The sequence below is a fragment of the Siccirubricoccus sp. G192 genome (genome assembly GCF_019084075.1).
Taxonomy (GTDB): Bacteria; Pseudomonadota; Alphaproteobacteria; order Acetobacterales; family Acetobacteraceae; genus G192.
The window spans coordinates 4,713,381-4,728,626 of record NZ_JAHREN010000001.1 but is presented as its reverse complement, the minus strand read 5'-3'; the positions used below and the strand labels follow the sequence as shown (position 1 = coordinate 4,728,626).

Genomic DNA, 15,246 nt, shown 5'->3' with positions numbered 1-15,246 from the left:
CTCACAGCATCCCGCGCACCCGGCCGCCATCGACGCGGATCATGCTGCCGGTGATGTAGCTGCCCCGATCGCTGGCGAGGAAGGCGCCCATCGGCCCGTATTCCGCCGGCACGCCGAAGCGCCCGGCCGGAATTTCGCGCGAGGATTCCTTCTCCGCCTGCTCCATGGTGATGCCGCGCTTCTCCGCGGTCTTGCCGAGCGTGTCCTTGGTGCGGTCGGTGCGGATGGAGCCGGGCGCCAGCACGTTCATCGTCACCCCGTCCTTCGCCACCTCGCCGGAGAGCGTCTTCAGCCAGGACCAGATGGTCGCGCGCAAGGTGTTGGAGAGCGCCAGATGCGGGATCGGGTGCTGCATCCCGGTGCTGCCCACCACGATGATCCGGCCCCATTGCCGCTCCCGCATGCCGGGCAGCAGCCGCATGGTGATGCGGATGGGCGAGAGGGTGATGCGCTGGAACCAGGTGATGAGATCGGCCTCCTGCATCTCCAGCGCCGTGCAGGGCGGCGGGCCGCCATGGTTCAGCACCAGGATATCGACGCCGCCCATGGCCTTCACGGCGGCATCGGCCAGCCGGTCCATGTCCTCGGGATTCGCCACGTCGCCGGGCACGCCGATGGCGCTGGCCGCGCCCTTTTCCCGCAGCGCCGCCGCCGCCTCGTCCAGCCTTCCCTGGTCGCGGCCGCTGATGACCAGATGCGCGCCTTCCTCGGCCAGCGCATCGGCGATCGACCGCCCAAGCCCCTTCGTGCCGCCCATCACCAGGGCGCGGCGGCCCTGCAAGCCCAGATCCATCCTTGTCTCTCCCTGAGTGGGGCGGGGCCCTGCCCACCCGGCCATGGCGAGCCGCGACCCTGCCCGCCGCGGGCCCGGCTGGCAAGACGGCGCAGGGCTGGTAAGGAAGCCTCAATCCCGAGGAGACTCCCCCATGGCCAAGCCCGTCCTGCTCGTCACCCGCAAGCTGCCCGAGGCCATCGAGGCCCGCGCCGCCCGCGATTACGATGCCCGCCTCAACCCGCAGGACGCGCATTGGGCGGTGGATGGCGCCGAGATCGCCAGGCGCGCCACCGAGGCCGGCGCCGCCGGCATCCTCGGCGCCGCCGGGGACCGCTTCGATGCCGCCTGCATCAAGGCGCTGCCGGAGAGCGTGAAGATCATCACCACCTTCAGCGTCGGCACCGACCATATCGATATCGCTGCCGCCCGGGCGCGCGGCATCGTGGTGACGAACACGCCCGAGGTGCTCTCCTTCGCCACCGCCGAATGCGCCTTCACCCTGATGCTGATGGCCGCCCGCCGCGCCGGCGAGGGGGAGCGGATGGTGCGCGCCGGGAAGTGGGAAGGCTGGGCGCCGACCCAGCTCATGGGCGTGACGCTGGAGGGCAAGAAGCTCGGCATCCTGGGCTTCGGCCGGATCGGGCGCGAGTTGGCGGCGATGGCCCGCGGCTTCCGCATGGAGATCCATTACCGCGACATCAACAGGCTGCCGCCGGAGCTGGAGCAGGGCGCCATCTACCATGACGATGACGACCGCTTCCTCGCCACCATCGACATCCTGTCGATGCATGTGCCGGGCGGCGAGGGCACGCGGAAATGGCTGAATGCCAAGCGGCTCGCCACCATGCAGCAGGGTGCCATCGTGGTGAACAGCGGCCGCGGCCCCTCGGTGGATGACGAGGCGCTGATCGCCGCGCTCGCCTCCGGCCATATCCGCGCCGCCGGCCTCGATGTCTATGACAACGAGCCGAAGGTGAACCCCGGCTACCTGACGCTGGAGAACGTGGCGCTGCTGCCGCATCTCGGCAGCGCCACCATCGAGACGCGGCATGCCATGGGCCTCCGCTGCCTGGAGAACCTGGACGCCGTGCTGCTGCAGGGCAAGGCGCCGCCGCACCGGGTCGGCTGATCCGGGGCCTTGGAGACAGGGCGCCGGATGGCGCATGCTGCCCGCAACCGGGAACCGGGGAGGACATGCATGACAATCCTGCGCCGCAAGGCCCTGCTCGCGCCCATTGCCGCCGCCTTGGCCACGCCCGCGCTGCTGCGTGGCGCATTCGCCCAGAGCGCGGGCCAGCCCGCCGCGCCCGCCCTGTCCCAGGCGCCCGGCTATTACCGCTTCCGCCTCGGCGACTATATTGTCACCACGGTGCATGACGGCTTCTCCCGCCGCCCGGTGGAAGGGCTGGTCCGCAATGCGCCGACCGCGGAGGTGCAGGCGGTGCTGGCGGAAGCCTTCATGCCCACCACCACCTATGACGGGGTCTATACCGTCCCCTTCGTCGATACCGGGCGGCTGCTGATCGCCTTCGATACCGGCACTGGCGGGCAGATGGGCCCCACCTCCGGGCTGCTCGCGCGCAACATGCAGGCGGCCGGCATCGACCCCGCCCGGGTCGGGCTGGTGGTGATCACCCATTGCCACCGCGACCATATCCACGGCCTCACCACGGCGGAGGGCCAGGCGGTCTTCCCCAATGCCGAGGTCGCGGTGGGCGAGATCGAATGGGCCTGGTGGTCCGACCCTGGCAACGAGAGCCGTAGCCCGGAGGGCCAGCGGGTGAATTTCGCCAATGTCGCCCGCCGCTTCGCGCCCTACCAGGCCCGCCTCCGCCGCTACCGGGATGGCGAGGAGGTGGCGCCCGGCATCCGCGCCATCGCCGCCTATGGCCATACCCCCGGCCATATGATCTTCCATGTGGCCGATGGCGCGGAGGAACTGATGCTCCTGGCCGATACCACCCACCGGCCGGAGGTCTTCGCCCGCCGCCCCGGCCTGCATTCGCTGTTTGAATTCGACGCCGCCATGGCCGAGGTGACGCGCCGGCGCGTGCTGGATCGGGTGGCGGTGGACCGGGTGCGGGTGGCGGGCTACCACTTCCCCTTCCCGGCGACTGGCCATATCGCAAGGGACGGCGAGGGCTACCGCTTCTTCCCCGTGGAATGGTCCTGAACCGGCGGGATCAGCCCCAGTAGAGCCGCGCCGGATTCTCCACCAGCACCTGCCGGAGCAGCGCCTTCTCGGTTGTGAAGCGGGCGAGGAGGTCCACCAGGTCGCCGTCATTCGGCATGTCGCCGCTGATATTGGGGTGCGGCCAGTCGGTGCCCCAGAGCACCCGGTCCGGCGCCGCCGCGATCAGCGCGGCGGCGAAGGGCACCGCGTCCTGGAAGGGGGCGCCGGCGGAGGAGACCCGCTCCGCCCCGCAGACCTTCACCCAGGCCAGCGGGTTGCGCATCAACTCCAGCAATTGCCGGAAGGGCGCCTGGTCCAGCCCCGCCCGCGCCTTCACCCGGCCCATATGGTCGATGACGAAGGGCACGCGCAGGCGCCCGATGCGCGCCGCATGTTCGAGGATGTCCTCGGCATCGAGATGCAGCACCACATGCCAGCCCAGCGGCTCGATCCGCCCCAGCACGCGGTCGAAGACATCGAGGTCCGGGGTGCCGCCGAGATGGCGGACGAAGTTGAACCGCACGCCGCGGATGCCGCCCGCATGCAGCCGCGCCAGTTCCGCATCGCTCTCCCCGCCACCCAGGATCGCCACGCCCCGATAGGCGCCACCCGATTCCGCGATGGCGTCCAGCATGGCGGTATTGTCGGTGCCATGGCAGCTCGCCTGCACGATCACCGCGCGGGAGACGCCGAGCATGCGGTGAACCCTGCGCAATTCCTCCATCGGCGCATCGGGCGGCGTATAGGCGCGGTCTGGGGCATAGGGGTAGCGATGCGCGGGGCCGAAGACATGGCAATGCGCGTCGCAGGCGCCGGGCGGCAGGCGGAAGCGCGGGGCGCGCGTCGCCGGGTCGGGTGCCTTGCAGGTCCTGTCGCGCATCGCCGCCTCGCTGTCCCTTGGCGGGATGGGAGCCCGGAGCCCGCGCCGGGTCAACCGCCCGGCAGCGGCCCCGGCCGGCCGAAGTGCCAGCCCTGGGCGTAATCCACGCCGAGATCGCGCATGGCCGCGGCCTCGGCCCCGGTTTCGATCTGCTCGGCCACCACCCGGGCGCCGACATTGCGGGCCAGGTCCACCATGGCGGCGACGATGCCGCGGTCCTGCTCGCTCCGCATGGCGTTGCGGACATAGGTGCCGTCGATCTTCACGTAGTCCACGCGGAAGGCGCGGAGATAGCGGAAGGCGGCGGCACCGGCCCCGAAATCGTCGATGCAGAGCGGCAGGCCACGGCGGCGCAGCGCCTCCACCATGCGCACCGCCTCGGCCTCCTCCTCGATCTCGGCGGTTTCGGTGATCTCGATCAGCAGGCGGGAGGCGAGCAGCGGCTCGGCATCCAGCAATTCCAGCAGCCTGGCGCGGAAGCCCGGGCTTTGCAGCGACAGGCCGGAGAGGTTGGCGGCGATGCGGATGCCGCGGGACCGCCGGGCGGCGCCGCAGACGGCCTCCAGCACCGCCCAGTCCAATTCCTCGGAAAGGCCCACGGTCTCGGCGAAGGTGACGAAATCCCCGGGCTGGTCCAATTCCCCGTCCGGGCCCGGCTGCGGCCGCAGCAGCGCCTCGACATGGTGGATCGCGCCGTCGCCGAGGGAGACGATGGGTTGGAAGGCCATGCCGAAGCGCCGCTCGGCGATCGCCTGGCGCAATGCGAGCGCCCGCGAGCAGGCGATGGCGACGAAGCCGGAGAGGCCATCGGCGAAACCCGCCTGCTGCATCGCCGCCGACCCGCCACGAGCGAAGGTGGAGAGGGCATAGCGCAGCGCCCGCGTCGCCTGCATCGGCGTCAGTCCCTCGGCATCCAGCGCCAGGCTGCTGGTGGCGACGGCGGCATCGAGCCCGGCCTTCCGCACCACCGCCTCGATCTGCGCCCCGATCGCGGCGAGGTCGGCCGAGGTGCCGGAGATCACGCCATAGCGCCCGGCCGCCAATTCCCCCACCACCGCATCGGCGGCCAGCGCATCGGCAAGGGTCTGGCCGATGAGCGGGCCGAGCGGCCCTGCCTCCGCGCCCAGCGGGCCATCCGGCCCGGCAAGTTCGATGAGCCCGAGCGTTCCGCCCGGGCCGGCGCGCCGCAGGCCGGCCTCCCCGGTCTCGCGCAGTGCCGCCGGTCCCCCCCAGCCCCCTGGCGGGCGGGGTGGCGGCCGGCTGCGGCATGGCGGCGAAGGTCAGGCAGAGACGCTGGCTGTCCCGTTCCGGCAGCCGCAGCCCGGCGACCGAGATCGGGGTGGCGGCCGCATCGGCCAGGCGGAAGCCGGTCGGCGGCAGCCGGTCCCGCGCCAGCAGCAGGCCGAAGGACATTTCGAAATCCCGGCGGTCGGCCGGCGCCACCATCTCCCGCACCGGGCGGCCGAGCCAGGCCTGGGGCGGCTGCCCCATGCGGCTCTCGAAGGTGCCGGCGGCGAAGCCGATGCGGCCCTCCGGCGAGACCTCGATCAGCATCTCCGCCGCGGTCAGCGCGAAGGTGAGGAAACGCTCGCGATCCGCCACGGGGCGTGGCGCGCGCGCCGGGCGCAGCGTGTCACCGCCAGTATCCATCCCGAAGCTGCATCCCTATCCCAGCGAAGGAATGCAGCATGCGGGGGGAAGCATGAAGGCGGCGTGAATCAGGCCGCCAGCGCAGCCTCGGCATCGAGGGTCGCGGCGGTGGCATGCACCACGGCGGCGATGCGCACCGCGGCCTGCACCTGCTCCTTGCCGATGCCGTGCTGGAGCACCGCCTTCTCGTGCGATTCCATGCACATGCCGCAGCCATTGATGGCCGAGACGGCAAGCGACCACAGTTCGAAATCGCCCTTGTCCACGCCTGGCCTCGCCATGACGTTCATGCGCAGCTTCGCCGGCATCGAGGCGTAGTCGCCGCCCACCAGATGCGTGAAGCGGTAATAGATGTTGTTCATCGCCATGATGGAGGCGGCCGCCTTGGCAGCGGTCAGCGCCTCGGGCGAGAGCTTCGGGCCGAATTCCGCGAGGATGGCGCGCGTCACCTCGGCATTGCGGGAGGCGATGGCGGAGACGATGAAGCAGCCGGCGCGCTTCTGCTCGTCCAGCGCCGGCTCCGTCGCCAAGCTGCCGAGATTGAGCTTCTGGTCCTTGGCGTATTCGGGCAGGCGGTTGCGCAGGGCTTCCAGCGACATCGCGGGCTCCTCTCTTCGGTTCTGGTTTTCACGGTGGGCGGAGCCGAGGCGCCCGGGGGTGCTCCCCTCGCCTCGGCTCGGCGCACCGCCCCCGCATAGGGGGCGGGCTGGCGCGGGGGCGGTGCCCCGCGCCGTCTCGTCAGGCCGCCTTGTCGAAGAGCTTCTCCGGGTTCAGGACGTCCTTGCCCTTCTCCCAGTTGCAGGGGCAGAGCTCGTCGGTTTGCAACGCATCGAGCACGCGCAGCACTTCCTGCGGGTTGCGGCCGACATTGAGGCCGTTCACGCCCACCCACTGGATGGTGCCATCCGGGTCCACGATGAAGGTCGCGCGCAGCGCCACGCCCGCTTCCTTGTCGAGGATGCCCAGCGCCTCGGCCAGCTCGCGCTTGATATCGGCCAGCATCGGGATCGGCAGGTCGCGGATGTCGTCGTTATAGACGCGCCAGTTCAGGTGCACGAACTCGCTGTCGGTGGAGACGCCGTAGACCACCGCGTCACGGTCGGCGAATCGCCGGCCAGCTTGCCGAAGGCGGCGATCTCGGTCGGGCAGATGAAGGTGAAGTCCTTCGGCCAGAAGAAGACGATCTTCCACTTGCCCGCATCCGACTCGCTGGAGACCTTGGTGAAGGACTTGCCCGGGCCGCCGAGGCCCTCGGGGCCGCCCTTGACGGCATCCAGGTTGAAGCTCGGGAACTTGTCGCCAACGGTCAGCATGCAGATCCATCCCTGGAATGAAGTGGTTCGGTGAAGGGGCCAAAGCCTGGCCCGCGCGGCGCCGGTTGCGCCGCTGCACCGGGGATATGCGGCTTCCGCTTCGCTTGTTCCAATGAATAGTTTTTGGCGTTTTGATCGGCTGCGTCGATGGTCGAGACCGGGCCCGCATCAGTCCAGGTCGCGCGCCAATTCCGCCCGCACCGCCTCCGGCAGCACCGCCATATGGCCGTAATTCCGGGTGCCCGAGGCCGAGCACCACCTCGGCGCCCGGGGTGCGGAACCGGGCGATCTGGGCCGGGGTAAGGGGGGAAATGCACGAATTGCACGGAGGAGGCCTTGCCCTCCTCGGTGGTGCGATCCTGGTCCGCCTCCGGATGTGCGGTGACGGTCTCATCGAAAAGGCGGAGGAAGGCGGTTTCCTCGATGCCGCCGAGGCCGCCCAGGATGCGCTTCCGCCGCACCGGGTCATCGATCTCGATCATGAAGGTGGCGACCAGCTCCGCCCCCTGCGGCACCAGCGGGTTGTAGGCGGCAAGCTCCTCCGGGATCTGCTCGGCGCCGCCATTCTCGATCCAGCACATTTCCTGCACCTGATGGCGCATGGTGTCGTGGCTTTCGAAATGGAAGGTCACGAAGGGGCCGATCTCGACGCGGCGGTTGCGCTTGAGCGCGGCCATGCGCCGCCGCTCCTCGGCGCGGATCTTCGCATATTCCGCGCGCGGCAGGATCTCGGCGGCGGTGATCTGGTGCCGGTTCGCCATGCTCTGCTTTCCCCTCAAGCCTCGATGCCATAGGCGCGCGCGAGCAACTGCACGGGGTGCGAGACCAGCGCCGGGGCCGCGCCCTCGCCGCCCAGCCGGTCCATGCCCTGGGCGATATGCACCCCCGCCAGCGGGCATTCCGAGGTGACATAGGCCGCGCCGCCCTGCCGCGCCTGGCGCGCCACCGGGCGGCCGACCTTCAGCGCCGTCTCGAAATGCTCGCGCTTGAAGCCCCAGGACCCGCCATGGCCGGAGCAGCGCTCCAGCACCGTCACCTTGGTATCCGGGATCAGCCGCAGCATCTCGGCGCCCTTCTGGCCCATGTTCTGCGCCCGCGCATGGCAGGCGAGGTGGATGGTGACATCGCCCTCCAGCTTCGCCATCCCCGGCGCCATCCCCTCCTTGCGGGCGATGTCCATGACATATTCGCTGATGTCGAATGTGGCGGCGGCCAGCCGCTTCACCGCCGCATCCTCCGGCAGGATCAGCGGCCATTCGGATTTCAGCATCAGCGAGCAGGAGGGCACCAGCGCGATGATGTCGTGCCCCTCGTCGATCCAGCGGCCGAGCTCCGCCGCCACGACCCGCGCATTCTCCGCCACTGCGGCGATATCGCCCTGTTCCAGCAGCGGCATGCCGCAGCAGCGGGGATGCACGACCGTGGTGGCGACGCCGTTCCGCGCCAGCACGGCACGCGCGGCAAGCCCGGCCTCCGGGTCGTTGTAGTTGGTGAAGCAGGTGGCGTAGAGCACCGCCTTGCGGCCGAAGGCGGGGGCGTCCTCGTTCACCGCCGGGCTCTCGGCCCCGGCGCGCTTGACGAAGGGGGTGCCGGCATAGCGCGGCAGCGCCGCCTCCGGGTGCAGCCCGGCGCGCTTGTCCAGCAGCTTGCGGGTCGTCTTGTTGCTGGTGCCGCTCGCCCAATTCGCCAGGGCCGGGGCCAGCGAGGCGAGCTTGCCGTTGCGGTCGGTCCTGGCCAGCTCCCGGTCCGCCAGCGGGATGCCCCGCGTCTTCGCCTCCACCGCGCGGTAGCGCAGCATCAGATGCGGGAAGTCGAGGTTGAACTCATGCGGCGGCACATAGGGGCATTTCGTCATGTAGCACATGTCGCAGAGCGTGCAGGCATCCACGACCGGCTTGAAATCCTTGCTCTCCACCCCGTCCAGCTCGCCGGTCGGCGAGGCATCCACCAGGTCGAAGAGGCGGGGGAAACTGTCGCAGAGATTGAAGCAGCGGCGGCAGCCATGGCAGATGTCGAAGACGCGCCGCATCTCCGCGTCCAGCCTCGCCTCGTCGTAGAATTCGGGTTCCTGCCACGCCAGCGGATGCCGCGTGGGTGCCTCCAGGCTGCCTTCTCGCATTCTTCTCGCTTCCCCCGTCGCGCGGGGACGGGAAAGGGCCCGTCCCCACGGTTCTCGATGCTCCTTGGATCGTCCCGATTCAGGCCTCCGGGCCACGCGGCCCCGGGCCCGGTTCAGGCCATCGTGTCGAGGGCGCGCTGGAAGCGGCCGGCATGGCTGCGCTCGGCCTTGGCCAGCGTCTCGAACCAGTCGGCGATCTCGTCATGGCCTTCCTCGCGGGCGGTGCGGGCCATGCCGGGATACATGTCGGTGTATTCGTGCGTCTCGCCGGCGATCGCGGCCTTCAGGTTGTGGTCGGTCGGGCCGATCGGCAGGCCCGTCGCCGGGTCGCCCACGCCTTCCAGGAATTCCAGGTGGCCATGCGCATGGCCGGTCTCGCCCTCGGCAGTGGAGCGGAACACCGCGGCCACGTCGTTGAAGCCCTCCACATCGGCCTTCTGCGCGAAATAGAGGTAGCGGCGATTCGCCTGGGATTCGCCGGCGAAGGCGGCCTTCAGATTTTCCTCGGTCTTGCTGCCCTTCAACGCTGCCATGTTTCCTCTCCATTATTGCGGCCCATGCGGCGGCCGGGGTGTCGCCACCTGGGGCCGCCACCCCATCCCTATCGCATGGCGTTTTGAAGCCTGCTAATGAATAGTTTTGGTTATTTTCATCGAATGAATCGATGATTGCGGAGGCCCCATGACAGCCCTGCCCAGCCCGCAGCAGCTCCGCTACCTGCTCGCCCTGGCCGACCACGGCCATTTCGGCCGCGCCGCCACGGCCTCTGCGGTGACGCAATCCACCCTCTCGGCCGGCATCATCGCGCTGGAGCGGCAGTTGGACGCCGCGCTGCTGGAACGCGGCACCGCCAAGCGCCCGGTCTTCACCCCGCTCGGGCTGGAGGTGGTGGCGCGGGCCCGTGCCGCGCTGGCCGCGCTGGAGGATGTGGTGGAGACGGCGGCGGCGGCGCGGGACCCGCTTTCCGGCCCGCTCCGCCTCGGCATCATCCCGACCATCGGCCCCTTCCTGCTGCCCCGGCTCATGCCCGTGCTGCGCGCCGCCTTCCCCCGGCTGCGGCTCTGGCTCAGGGAGGACCAGACCGAGCGGCTGGTGGCGCAGCTCGAGGGCGGCCGGCTCGACCTGCTGCTGCTGGCGCTGCCCTGCGCCTGCGGCGAGGCCGAGACCCTGCCCATCGCCGCCGATCCCTTCCTGGCGGCGCTACCCGCCGGCCATCGCTTGGCGGCGCGCGACCGGGTCCCGGTCGGCGCGCTCTCGGCCGAGCGGCTGCTGCTGCTGGAGGATGGGCATTGCCTGCGGGAGCACGCGCTGGACGCCTGCGGCCTGCCGCATGGGGTGGCTCCGGGGGAGGAGGGTTTCGCCGCCACCTCGCTGCACACGCTGGTGCAGATGGTGGCGAGCAACCTCGGCGTGACCCTGCTGCCGCAACTGGCGGTGCAGGGCGGCGTGCTGGCCGGGGCGGCGGTGGAGGTGCGGCCGCTGGAGCCCGCCACCCCCGCCGGCCCGGTGCCGGCCCGCAGCCTGGCCCTGGCCTGGCGCGGCCGCAGCCCGCGCGCCGCGGAATCCCGCAGCCTGGCGCCGGCCATTGCGGCCTCGGTCCGGGTGGATTAACCCGAAGCGAGACAAGGAGGAAACGCGGCAATGGACGGCCTGACCCCGGAGCAGCAGCACCTGCGCGACCGCGCCCGCGAATTGGCGCGGGAGGCCGCGGCCCAGGCCGCCGAGACGGACCGCACCGAGCAATATCCCTGGCCGATGGTCCGCCTGATGACCGAGGCGGGCTTCCTCGGCCTCACCATCCCGAAGGAATGGGGCGGGCCGGGCCTTTCCTATTTCGACGCCGTGCTGGTGATCGAGGAATTCTCGCGGGCCTGCGCCGTCTGCGGCCGCATCGCGGTGGAGGCCAATATGGGCGCGCTCGGCGCCGTCATGGCCTATGGCACGCCGCAACAGAAGCGGATCGCTGCCGATCTGGTGCTGGCCGGCGACAAGCCGGCAATCTGCATCACCGAGCCCGAGGCTGGCTCCGCCGCCACCGAGATGACCACCCGGGCGGTGCGGCATGGCGATACCTGGGTGATCGACGGGGTGAAGCACTGGATCACCGGGGGCGGCATCTCCCGCCTGCACCTGATCTTCGCCCGCATGGTCGAGGCCGGGCAGGACCGCGGCATCGGCGGCTTCCTGGTGGTGCGGAACGGGGCGGGGGATCCGCCCGGCCTGCTGATCCACCGCCGCATCCCCTCCATGGGGCTGAAGGGCATGCCGGAGGCGGAGATCCGCTTCCAGGGGCTGGAGGTGCCGGATGCCATGATGCTGCGCCCGCCGGGCGGCGCCGCGCGCGGCTTCGGGCGGCTGATGGATGCCTATAACGGCCAGCGGGTCGGCGCCGCCACGGTGGCGCTGGGCTTGGCCGCCGGCGCCTATGGCCATGCGCTGGAATTCGCGCAGCGGCGGCAGCAATTCGGCCGGCCAATCGCCGGATTCCCAGGGCCTCGGCTGGATGCTGGCGGATATGTCGATCAGGCTGGAGGCCGCCCGCGCCCTGGTCTGGCGCGCCGCCCGCAGCGCCGGGCCGAACGGCTTCCCGGACCGGCTGGCCGCCGCCCAGGCCAAGGTGCTGGCCGCGGATTCCGCCATCGAGGTCACCAATATGGCGCTGCAGGTCTGGGGTGCCGCCGGCTATAGCCGGGAGAACCCGATGGAGCGCTATGTGCGGGATGCCCGGATGTTCGCCATCGCCGGCGGCACGGCGCAGGTGCTGCGGACCCAGGTGGCGGAGCAGATCCTCGGCCGCAAGCTGCCCCAGACCCGCGACGGCTTCCTGAAGCTGGCGGCGGAATAGGCTGCGCGACCAGCCCCAGCGGTTGACAAGACCGGACCCCGCCCTTAGACGCGACCGCCTTCCAAGGACTGCCGCCATGAAGATCCGCAACAGCCTGAAGACCGCGAAGACGCGCGACAAGAACTGCGTGGTGGTGCGCCGCCGCGGCCGGCTCTACGTGCTGAACAAGAAGAACCCCCGGCTGAAGGCCCGCCAGGGCTGAAGCCTGCCCCGGGCCACCTGGCCCGGGGGCCTCGGGTGGTTCGCAGCCGCCGCCGGCATCGCCGCGGCGGCTTTTCGCGTTCGGCTGGCTCTACTGGTGGGGTTTCAGGATCTCGGTGCCGAGGCCGCCGCCGGTGGTCCAGCTTCCGCGCAGCGAGCCGTCCGCCTCCACCTCATAGGCGGCGATGCCCGGCCTGCCGTTCACCACGAAGGATACGGCCAGCACGCCGCCCTGGATCAGCCCGAGGCCGACCAGGCGCACATCGGCCACCTGCCAGGTCGCGAGCCAGCTCGCGCCCGCCGCTTCCTGCAGCATGAAGACGCCGCCATAGGTGGTGCCATCCGGGTTCTGCCCCTCCACCTGATAGGCGCCCTCGCGGATCTGGGCGCCGGCGGGCAGGGCCAGGCCGCAGAGGGCGGCGGCGAGCAGCAGCATGCGAAGCACAGGCAAGGGCGTCTCCCGGGATGCGGTGGCGGCGGAGATTGGCCGCGCCGCCCCGCCGGGGCAAGCCCGGCCAAAGGGAGGCCAAAGGGAGACCGGCAGTGGGTGCTTGCCGCCGCCCCCGGGCCGGCCCATTTTCCCGGCATCACAGGAGCAACGGTCGTGATCAGGCTGCCCGATCCCAAACCCGAGGTGCTGGCCCGCCGCGAGGAGATCGTGGCCGCGCTGCATGCCATCCTGCCCGGCGACGGCGTCATCAGCGAGCCGCTGCGCCTCAAGCCCTATGAGACGGACGGGCTTTCGGCCTATCGCCAGCCGCCGCTCGCCGTGGTGCTGCCGAACACCACCGAACAGGTGGCGGCGCTACTGCGCTATTGCCATGGCATGGGCATCCGCGTGGTGCCGCGCGGCGCCGGCACGAGCCTTTCCGGCGGCGCCCTGCCGCTGGCGGATGCGGTGGTGCTCGGCCTGATGCGCATGAACCGCATCCTGGAGGTGGACTACGCCAACCGCCTGGCGGTGGTTGAGGCCGGCGTCACCAATCTCGGCATCACCAAATACGTCGAGGCGGACGGGTTCTTCTACGCGCCCGACCCCTCCAGCCAGTTGGCCTGCATGATCGGCGGCAATGTCAGCATGAATTCCGGCGGCGCGCATTGCCTGAAATACGGCGTCACAGCCAACAACCTGCTAGGCCTCAAGCTGGTGACGATCGAGGGCGAGGTCTTCGAGATCGGCGGCCGCCACCTGGATGCCGCGGGGCTCGACTGGCTCGGCCTGCTGACCGGCAGCGAGGGGCAGCTCGCCGTCGTCACCGAGGTCACGGTGCGCATCCTGCGCGGCCCGGAGGGGGCGCGGGCCATGCTGGCCGCCTTCCGCTCGAACGAGATCGCCGGCCAGGCGGTGGATGCCATCATCGGCAGCGGCATCATCCCCGTCGCGCTGGAATTCATGGACCGCCCCGCCATCCATGCCTGCGAAGCCTTCGCCCATGCCGGCTACCCGCTGGATGCCGAGGCGATGCTCATCATCGAGGTCGAGGGCAGCGTCGCGGAGCAGGACCTGCTGCTCGGCAAGCTGAAGGAGATCTGCACCCGCTTCGACCCGATCAGCCTGCGCGTGGCGCAGACCGCCGAGGAATCCGTGGCGATCTGGAAGGGCCGCAAGGGCGCCTTCGGGGCGGTGGGCCGCATCAGCCCCGACTATCTCTGCATGGACGGCACCATCCCCACTGGGGAACTCCCCTCCGTGCTGCGCCGCATCGGCGAGATGTCGGAGCAATACGGGCTGCAGGTGGCGAATATCTTCCATGCCGGCGACGGCAACCTGCACCCGCTCATCATGTTCGACGCCAACGACCCCGCCAGCTTCGCCAAGGCCGAGCAATTCGGCGCCGATATCCTGACGCTCTGCGTCGAGGTCGGCGGCTGCCTCACTGGCGAGCATGGCGTCGGCGTGGAGAAGCGCGACCTGATGGGCGTGCAATTCACGGCGAAGGAACTCGACCTGCAACGCGCGGTGAAATCGGCCTTCGACCCGGACTGGCTGCTGAACCCGGCCAAGGTCTTCCCGCTGGAGGGCAACCCCGCCTTCGCGCCCACCCTGCCGCGGGCCGCATGAGCGCCGCCCTCGACACCGAGGCGCCGGATACCGAGGCCGGCGTCGCCGCCATCGTCGCCGCCGCGGCGGCGGCGAGGGAGCCGCTCTCGATCGAGGGCAACGGCACCAAGCGCGCCCTGCTGCGGCCGGTGCAGGCGGCCCGCGCCCTGTCGCTGCGCAACCTCACCGGCATCACCCTGCACCGGCCGCAGGAGCTGATCCTCTCGGCCTGGGCCGGCACGCCGCTGCCGGAGATCGAGGCGGCGCTGGCCGGGCACGGCCAGCACCTGATCGCCGAGCCGCCCGACCTCTCGGCCCTCTTCGGCACCGACCGGCCGGCGACGCTGGGCGGCGTGGTGGCCACCAACCTCTCCGGCCCACGTCGCATCGCCTGGGGCGCCATGCGCGACCATGTCATGGGCATCCGCGCGGTGGACGGGCGCGGCGAGGTGTTCCGCAGCGGCGGGCGGGTGCTGAAGAACGTCACCGGCCTCGATCTCTGCAAGCTGCTCACCGGCAGCCATGGCACGCTCGGCGTGCTGACCGAGATCACGCTGAAGGTGCTGCCGGCGCCGCCTGCGGTGGGGACCCTCGCGGTGCCGGTGCGGGACCTGGCGGCGGGGGTGGCGGTGCTTTCCGCCGGGCTGGGCAGCCCCTACGGCGTCTCCGGCGCGGCCCTGCTGCCGGCGGGCGCGGCGGATTTCGGCCTCTCCGGCCCCGTCGCCCTGCTGCGGATCGAGGAGTTTTCCGAGTTCGTCGCCTATCGGCTCCGCCGGTTGCGGGAGGAACTCGGCGGCACGGTGCTGGACGAGGCCACCAGCCGCCCGCTCTGGCGCGCGGTGGGCGATGCCGGCCTGCTCCGCGCGGCGGCGGCGGATGCGGTCTGGCGCGTCTCGGTCCAACCCACCGCCGGCCCCACCGTGGCGGCGGCGCTGCGGCAGGCTTTCGGGGCCCGGCTGCTGCTCGACTGGGGTGGCGGCCTGGTCTGGGCCGCCGGCCCGGCGACGCCCAAGGCGCATGCCGCCGTGATGGCAGCGGCGGCGGCCTCGCGCGGCGGCTTCACCCTGTTCCGGGCGCCGGAGCCGCTGCGCGCCGCCGTGGCGGTGCTGCCGGAGGAGCCGGCCCCGCTGGCCGCCATCGGCCGCCGGGTGAAGGCGGCGTTGGACCCGCAGGGCGTGCTGAATCCAGGGCGGATGCGGGCGGGGCTGTAGGTCGCTGCGGGGCGGCGGCCCGCCCCGGGTGGACGCCC

Annotated in this window: 16 protein-coding genes and 2 pseudogenes; 9 read left to right on the top strand and 9 right to left on the bottom strand. The window is 71.1% G+C overall.

What is annotated here, in order from left to right:
* Position 1 precedes the first annotated feature (1 nt).
* Positions 2 to 793, bottom strand: a complete 792-nt coding sequence (locus tag KSF81_RS22850) for an SDR family oxidoreductase (protein WP_217380914.1) — start codon at positions 791 to 793, stop codon at positions 2 to 4.
* A 133-nt stretch (positions 794 to 926) separates the two neighbouring features.
* On the opposite strand from KSF81_RS22850, the gene KSF81_RS22845 reads away from it, so the two are divergent.
* Both KSF81_RS22845 and KSF81_RS22840 read left to right on the top strand, forming a co-directional pair.
* A complete protein-coding gene (locus KSF81_RS22845; protein WP_217380913.1) occupies positions 927 to 1,904 on the top strand; it encodes a D-glycerate dehydrogenase in 978 nt (325 codons plus the stop codon).
* A 69-nt stretch (positions 1,905 to 1,973) separates the two neighbouring features.
* The gene (locus tag KSF81_RS22840) at positions 1,974 to 2,948 is read left to right on the top strand and encodes an MBL fold metallo-hydrolase (protein ID WP_217380912.1); all 975 of its coding nucleotides are present in this window, start codon (positions 1,974 to 1,976) and stop codon (positions 2,946 to 2,948) included.
* A 10-nt stretch (positions 2,949 to 2,958) separates the two neighbouring features.
* Here the strand turns inward: KSF81_RS22840 and KSF81_RS22835 are convergent, their stop codons facing one another.
* Together KSF81_RS22835 and KSF81_RS22830 are read right to left on the bottom strand one after the other, a co-directional pair.
* On the bottom strand, positions 2,959 to 3,828 hold the full coding sequence (locus KSF81_RS22835; RefSeq protein ID WP_217380911.1) for an amidohydrolase: 870 nt from the start codon (positions 3,826 to 3,828) through the stop codon (positions 2,959 to 2,961).
* A 50-nt stretch (positions 3,829 to 3,878) separates the two neighbouring features.
* Positions 3,879 to 4,880: an EAL domain-containing protein gene (locus KSF81_RS22830; protein WP_217380910.1), complete on the bottom strand. Its 1,002-nt coding sequence runs from the start codon at positions 4,878 to 4,880 to the stop codon at positions 3,879 to 3,881.
* Positions 4,881 to 5,077: 197 nt separating this feature from the next.
* On the opposite strand from KSF81_RS22830, the gene KSF81_RS22825 reads away from it, so the two are divergent.
* The gene (locus KSF81_RS22825) at positions 5,078 to 5,545 is read left to right on the top strand and encodes a hypothetical protein (protein ID WP_217380909.1); all 468 of its coding nucleotides are present in this window, start codon (positions 5,078 to 5,080) and stop codon (positions 5,543 to 5,545) included.
* A 1-nt stretch (position 5,546) separates the two neighbouring features.
* On the opposite strand, the gene KSF81_RS22820 is transcribed toward KSF81_RS22825, so the two are convergent.
* The 5 genes and pseudogenes from KSF81_RS22820 to KSF81_RS22800 form a co-directional block, all read right to left on the bottom strand.
* Positions 5,547 to 6,077, bottom strand: a complete 531-nt coding sequence (locus KSF81_RS22820) for a carboxymuconolactone decarboxylase family protein (RefSeq protein ID WP_217380908.1) — start codon at positions 6,075 to 6,077, stop codon at positions 5,547 to 5,549.
* A gap of 139 nt (positions 6,078 to 6,216) precedes the next feature.
* Positions 6,217 to 6,791: pseudogene (locus tag KSF81_RS22815) on the bottom strand (peroxiredoxin).
* Complete coding sequence (locus KSF81_RS22810; RefSeq protein WP_254453703.1) at positions 6,785 to 7,552, bottom strand: DUF3501 family protein; 768 nt, start codon at positions 7,550 to 7,552, stop codon at positions 6,785 to 6,787. Before KSF81_RS22810 ends, KSF81_RS22815 begins: the two are co-directional and overlap by 7 nt.
* A 14-nt stretch (positions 7,553 to 7,566) precedes the next feature.
* Positions 7,567 to 8,910, bottom strand: coding sequence for a heterodisulfide reductase-related iron-sulfur binding cluster (locus KSF81_RS22805; RefSeq protein ID WP_217380907.1), 1,344 nt, complete (start codon positions 8,908 to 8,910; stop codon positions 7,567 to 7,569).
* 113 nt (positions 8,911 to 9,023) lie between these two features.
* The gene (locus KSF81_RS22800; RefSeq protein WP_217380906.1) at positions 9,024 to 9,443 is read right to left on the bottom strand and encodes a rubrerythrin family protein; all 420 of its coding nucleotides are present in this window, start codon (positions 9,441 to 9,443) and stop codon (positions 9,024 to 9,026) included.
* 148 nt (positions 9,444 to 9,591) lie between these two features.
* Between KSF81_RS22800 and KSF81_RS22795 the strand changes: the two genes are divergently transcribed.
* The 4 genes and pseudogenes from KSF81_RS22795 (at position 9,592) to ykgO (ending at position 11,957) form a co-directional block, all read left to right on the top strand.
* Entirely contained in the window at positions 9,592 to 10,521 is a 930-nt protein-coding gene (locus tag KSF81_RS22795) for a hydrogen peroxide-inducible genes activator (protein WP_217380905.1), read from the top strand.
* A gap of 30 nt (positions 10,522 to 10,551) precedes the next feature.
* A pseudogene (locus KSF81_RS22790) lies at positions 10,552 to 11,343 on the top strand (acyl-CoA dehydrogenase family protein); the annotation flags it as partial.
* Positions 11,273 to 11,755 (top strand): acyl-CoA dehydrogenase family protein, encoded by a 483-nt coding sequence (locus KSF81_RS30400; RefSeq protein WP_309139653.1) that lies wholly within the window; start codon positions 11,273 to 11,275, stop codon positions 11,753 to 11,755. The pseudogene KSF81_RS22790 and the gene KSF81_RS30400, both read left to right, overlap by 71 nt.
* Before the next feature lie 76 nt (positions 11,756 to 11,831).
* On the top strand, positions 11,832 to 11,957 hold the full coding sequence (gene ykgO, locus KSF81_RS22785) for a type B 50S ribosomal protein L36 (protein WP_043337704.1): 126 nt from the start codon (positions 11,832 to 11,834) through the stop codon (positions 11,955 to 11,957).
* A gap of 90 nt (positions 11,958 to 12,047) precedes the next feature.
* Here the strand turns inward: ykgO and KSF81_RS22780 are convergent, their stop codons facing one another.
* On the bottom strand, positions 12,048 to 12,407 hold the full coding sequence (locus KSF81_RS22780) for a hypothetical protein (RefSeq protein ID WP_217380904.1): 360 nt from the start codon (positions 12,405 to 12,407) through the stop codon (positions 12,048 to 12,050).
* Between the two features lie 153 nt (positions 12,408 to 12,560).
* Here KSF81_RS22780 and KSF81_RS22775 point away from each other — a divergent pair, with 153 nt between their 5' ends.
* Together KSF81_RS22775 and KSF81_RS22770 are read left to right on the top strand one after the other, a co-directional pair.
* Positions 12,561 to 14,018 (top strand): FAD-linked oxidase C-terminal domain-containing protein, encoded by a 1,458-nt coding sequence (locus tag KSF81_RS22775; RefSeq protein WP_217380903.1) that lies wholly within the window; start codon positions 12,561 to 12,563, stop codon positions 14,016 to 14,018.
* Positions 14,015 to 15,208, top strand: a complete 1,194-nt coding sequence (locus KSF81_RS22770; protein WP_217380902.1) for an FAD-binding protein — start codon at positions 14,015 to 14,017, stop codon at positions 15,206 to 15,208. The genes KSF81_RS22775 and KSF81_RS22770 overlap by 4 nt, the downstream gene beginning before the upstream one ends.
* Positions 15,209 to 15,246 lie beyond the last annotated feature (38 nt).

Bases quoted from the DNA above. Each gene is read 5' to 3' on its own strand.
- KSF81_RS22810 (WP_254453703.1), bottom strand. From the start codon at position 7,552: ATGGCGAACCGGCACCAGATCACCGCCGCCGAGATCCTGCCGCGCGCG.
- KSF81_RS22820 (WP_217380908.1), bottom strand. From the start codon at position 6,077: ATGTCGCTGGAAGCCCTGCGCAACCGCCTGCCCGAATACGCCAAGGAC.
- KSF81_RS22805 (WP_217380907.1), bottom strand. From the start codon at position 8,910: ATGCGAGAAGGCAGCCTGGAGGCACCCACGCGGCATCCGCTGGCGTGG.
- KSF81_RS22850 (WP_217380914.1), bottom strand. From the start codon at position 793: ATGGATCTGGGCTTGCAGGGCCGCCGCGCCCTGGTGATGGGCGGCACG.
- KSF81_RS22800 (WP_217380906.1), bottom strand. From the start codon at position 9,443: ATGGCAGCGTTGAAGGGCAGCAAGACCGAGGAAAATCTGAAGGCCGCC.
- KSF81_RS22795 (WP_217380905.1), top strand. From the start codon at position 9,592: ATGACAGCCCTGCCCAGCCCGCAGCAGCTCCGCTACCTGCTCGCCCTG.
- KSF81_RS22770 (WP_217380902.1), top strand. From the start codon at position 14,015: ATGAGCGCCGCCCTCGACACCGAGGCGCCGGATACCGAGGCCGGCGTC.
- KSF81_RS30400 (WP_309139653.1), top strand. From the start codon at position 11,273: ATGCCTATAACGGCCAGCGGGTCGGCGCCGCCACGGTGGCGCTGGGCT.
- KSF81_RS22840 (WP_217380912.1), top strand. From the start codon at position 1,974: ATGACAATCCTGCGCCGCAAGGCCCTGCTCGCGCCCATTGCCGCCGCC.
- KSF81_RS22835 (WP_217380911.1), bottom strand. From the start codon at position 3,828: ATGCGCGACAGGACCTGCAAGGCACCCGACCCGGCGACGCGCGCCCCG.
- ykgO (WP_043337704.1), top strand. From the start codon at position 11,832: ATGAAGATCCGCAACAGCCTGAAGACCGCGAAGACGCGCGACAAGAAC.
- KSF81_RS22845 (WP_217380913.1), top strand. From the start codon at position 927: ATGGCCAAGCCCGTCCTGCTCGTCACCCGCAAGCTGCCCGAGGCCATC.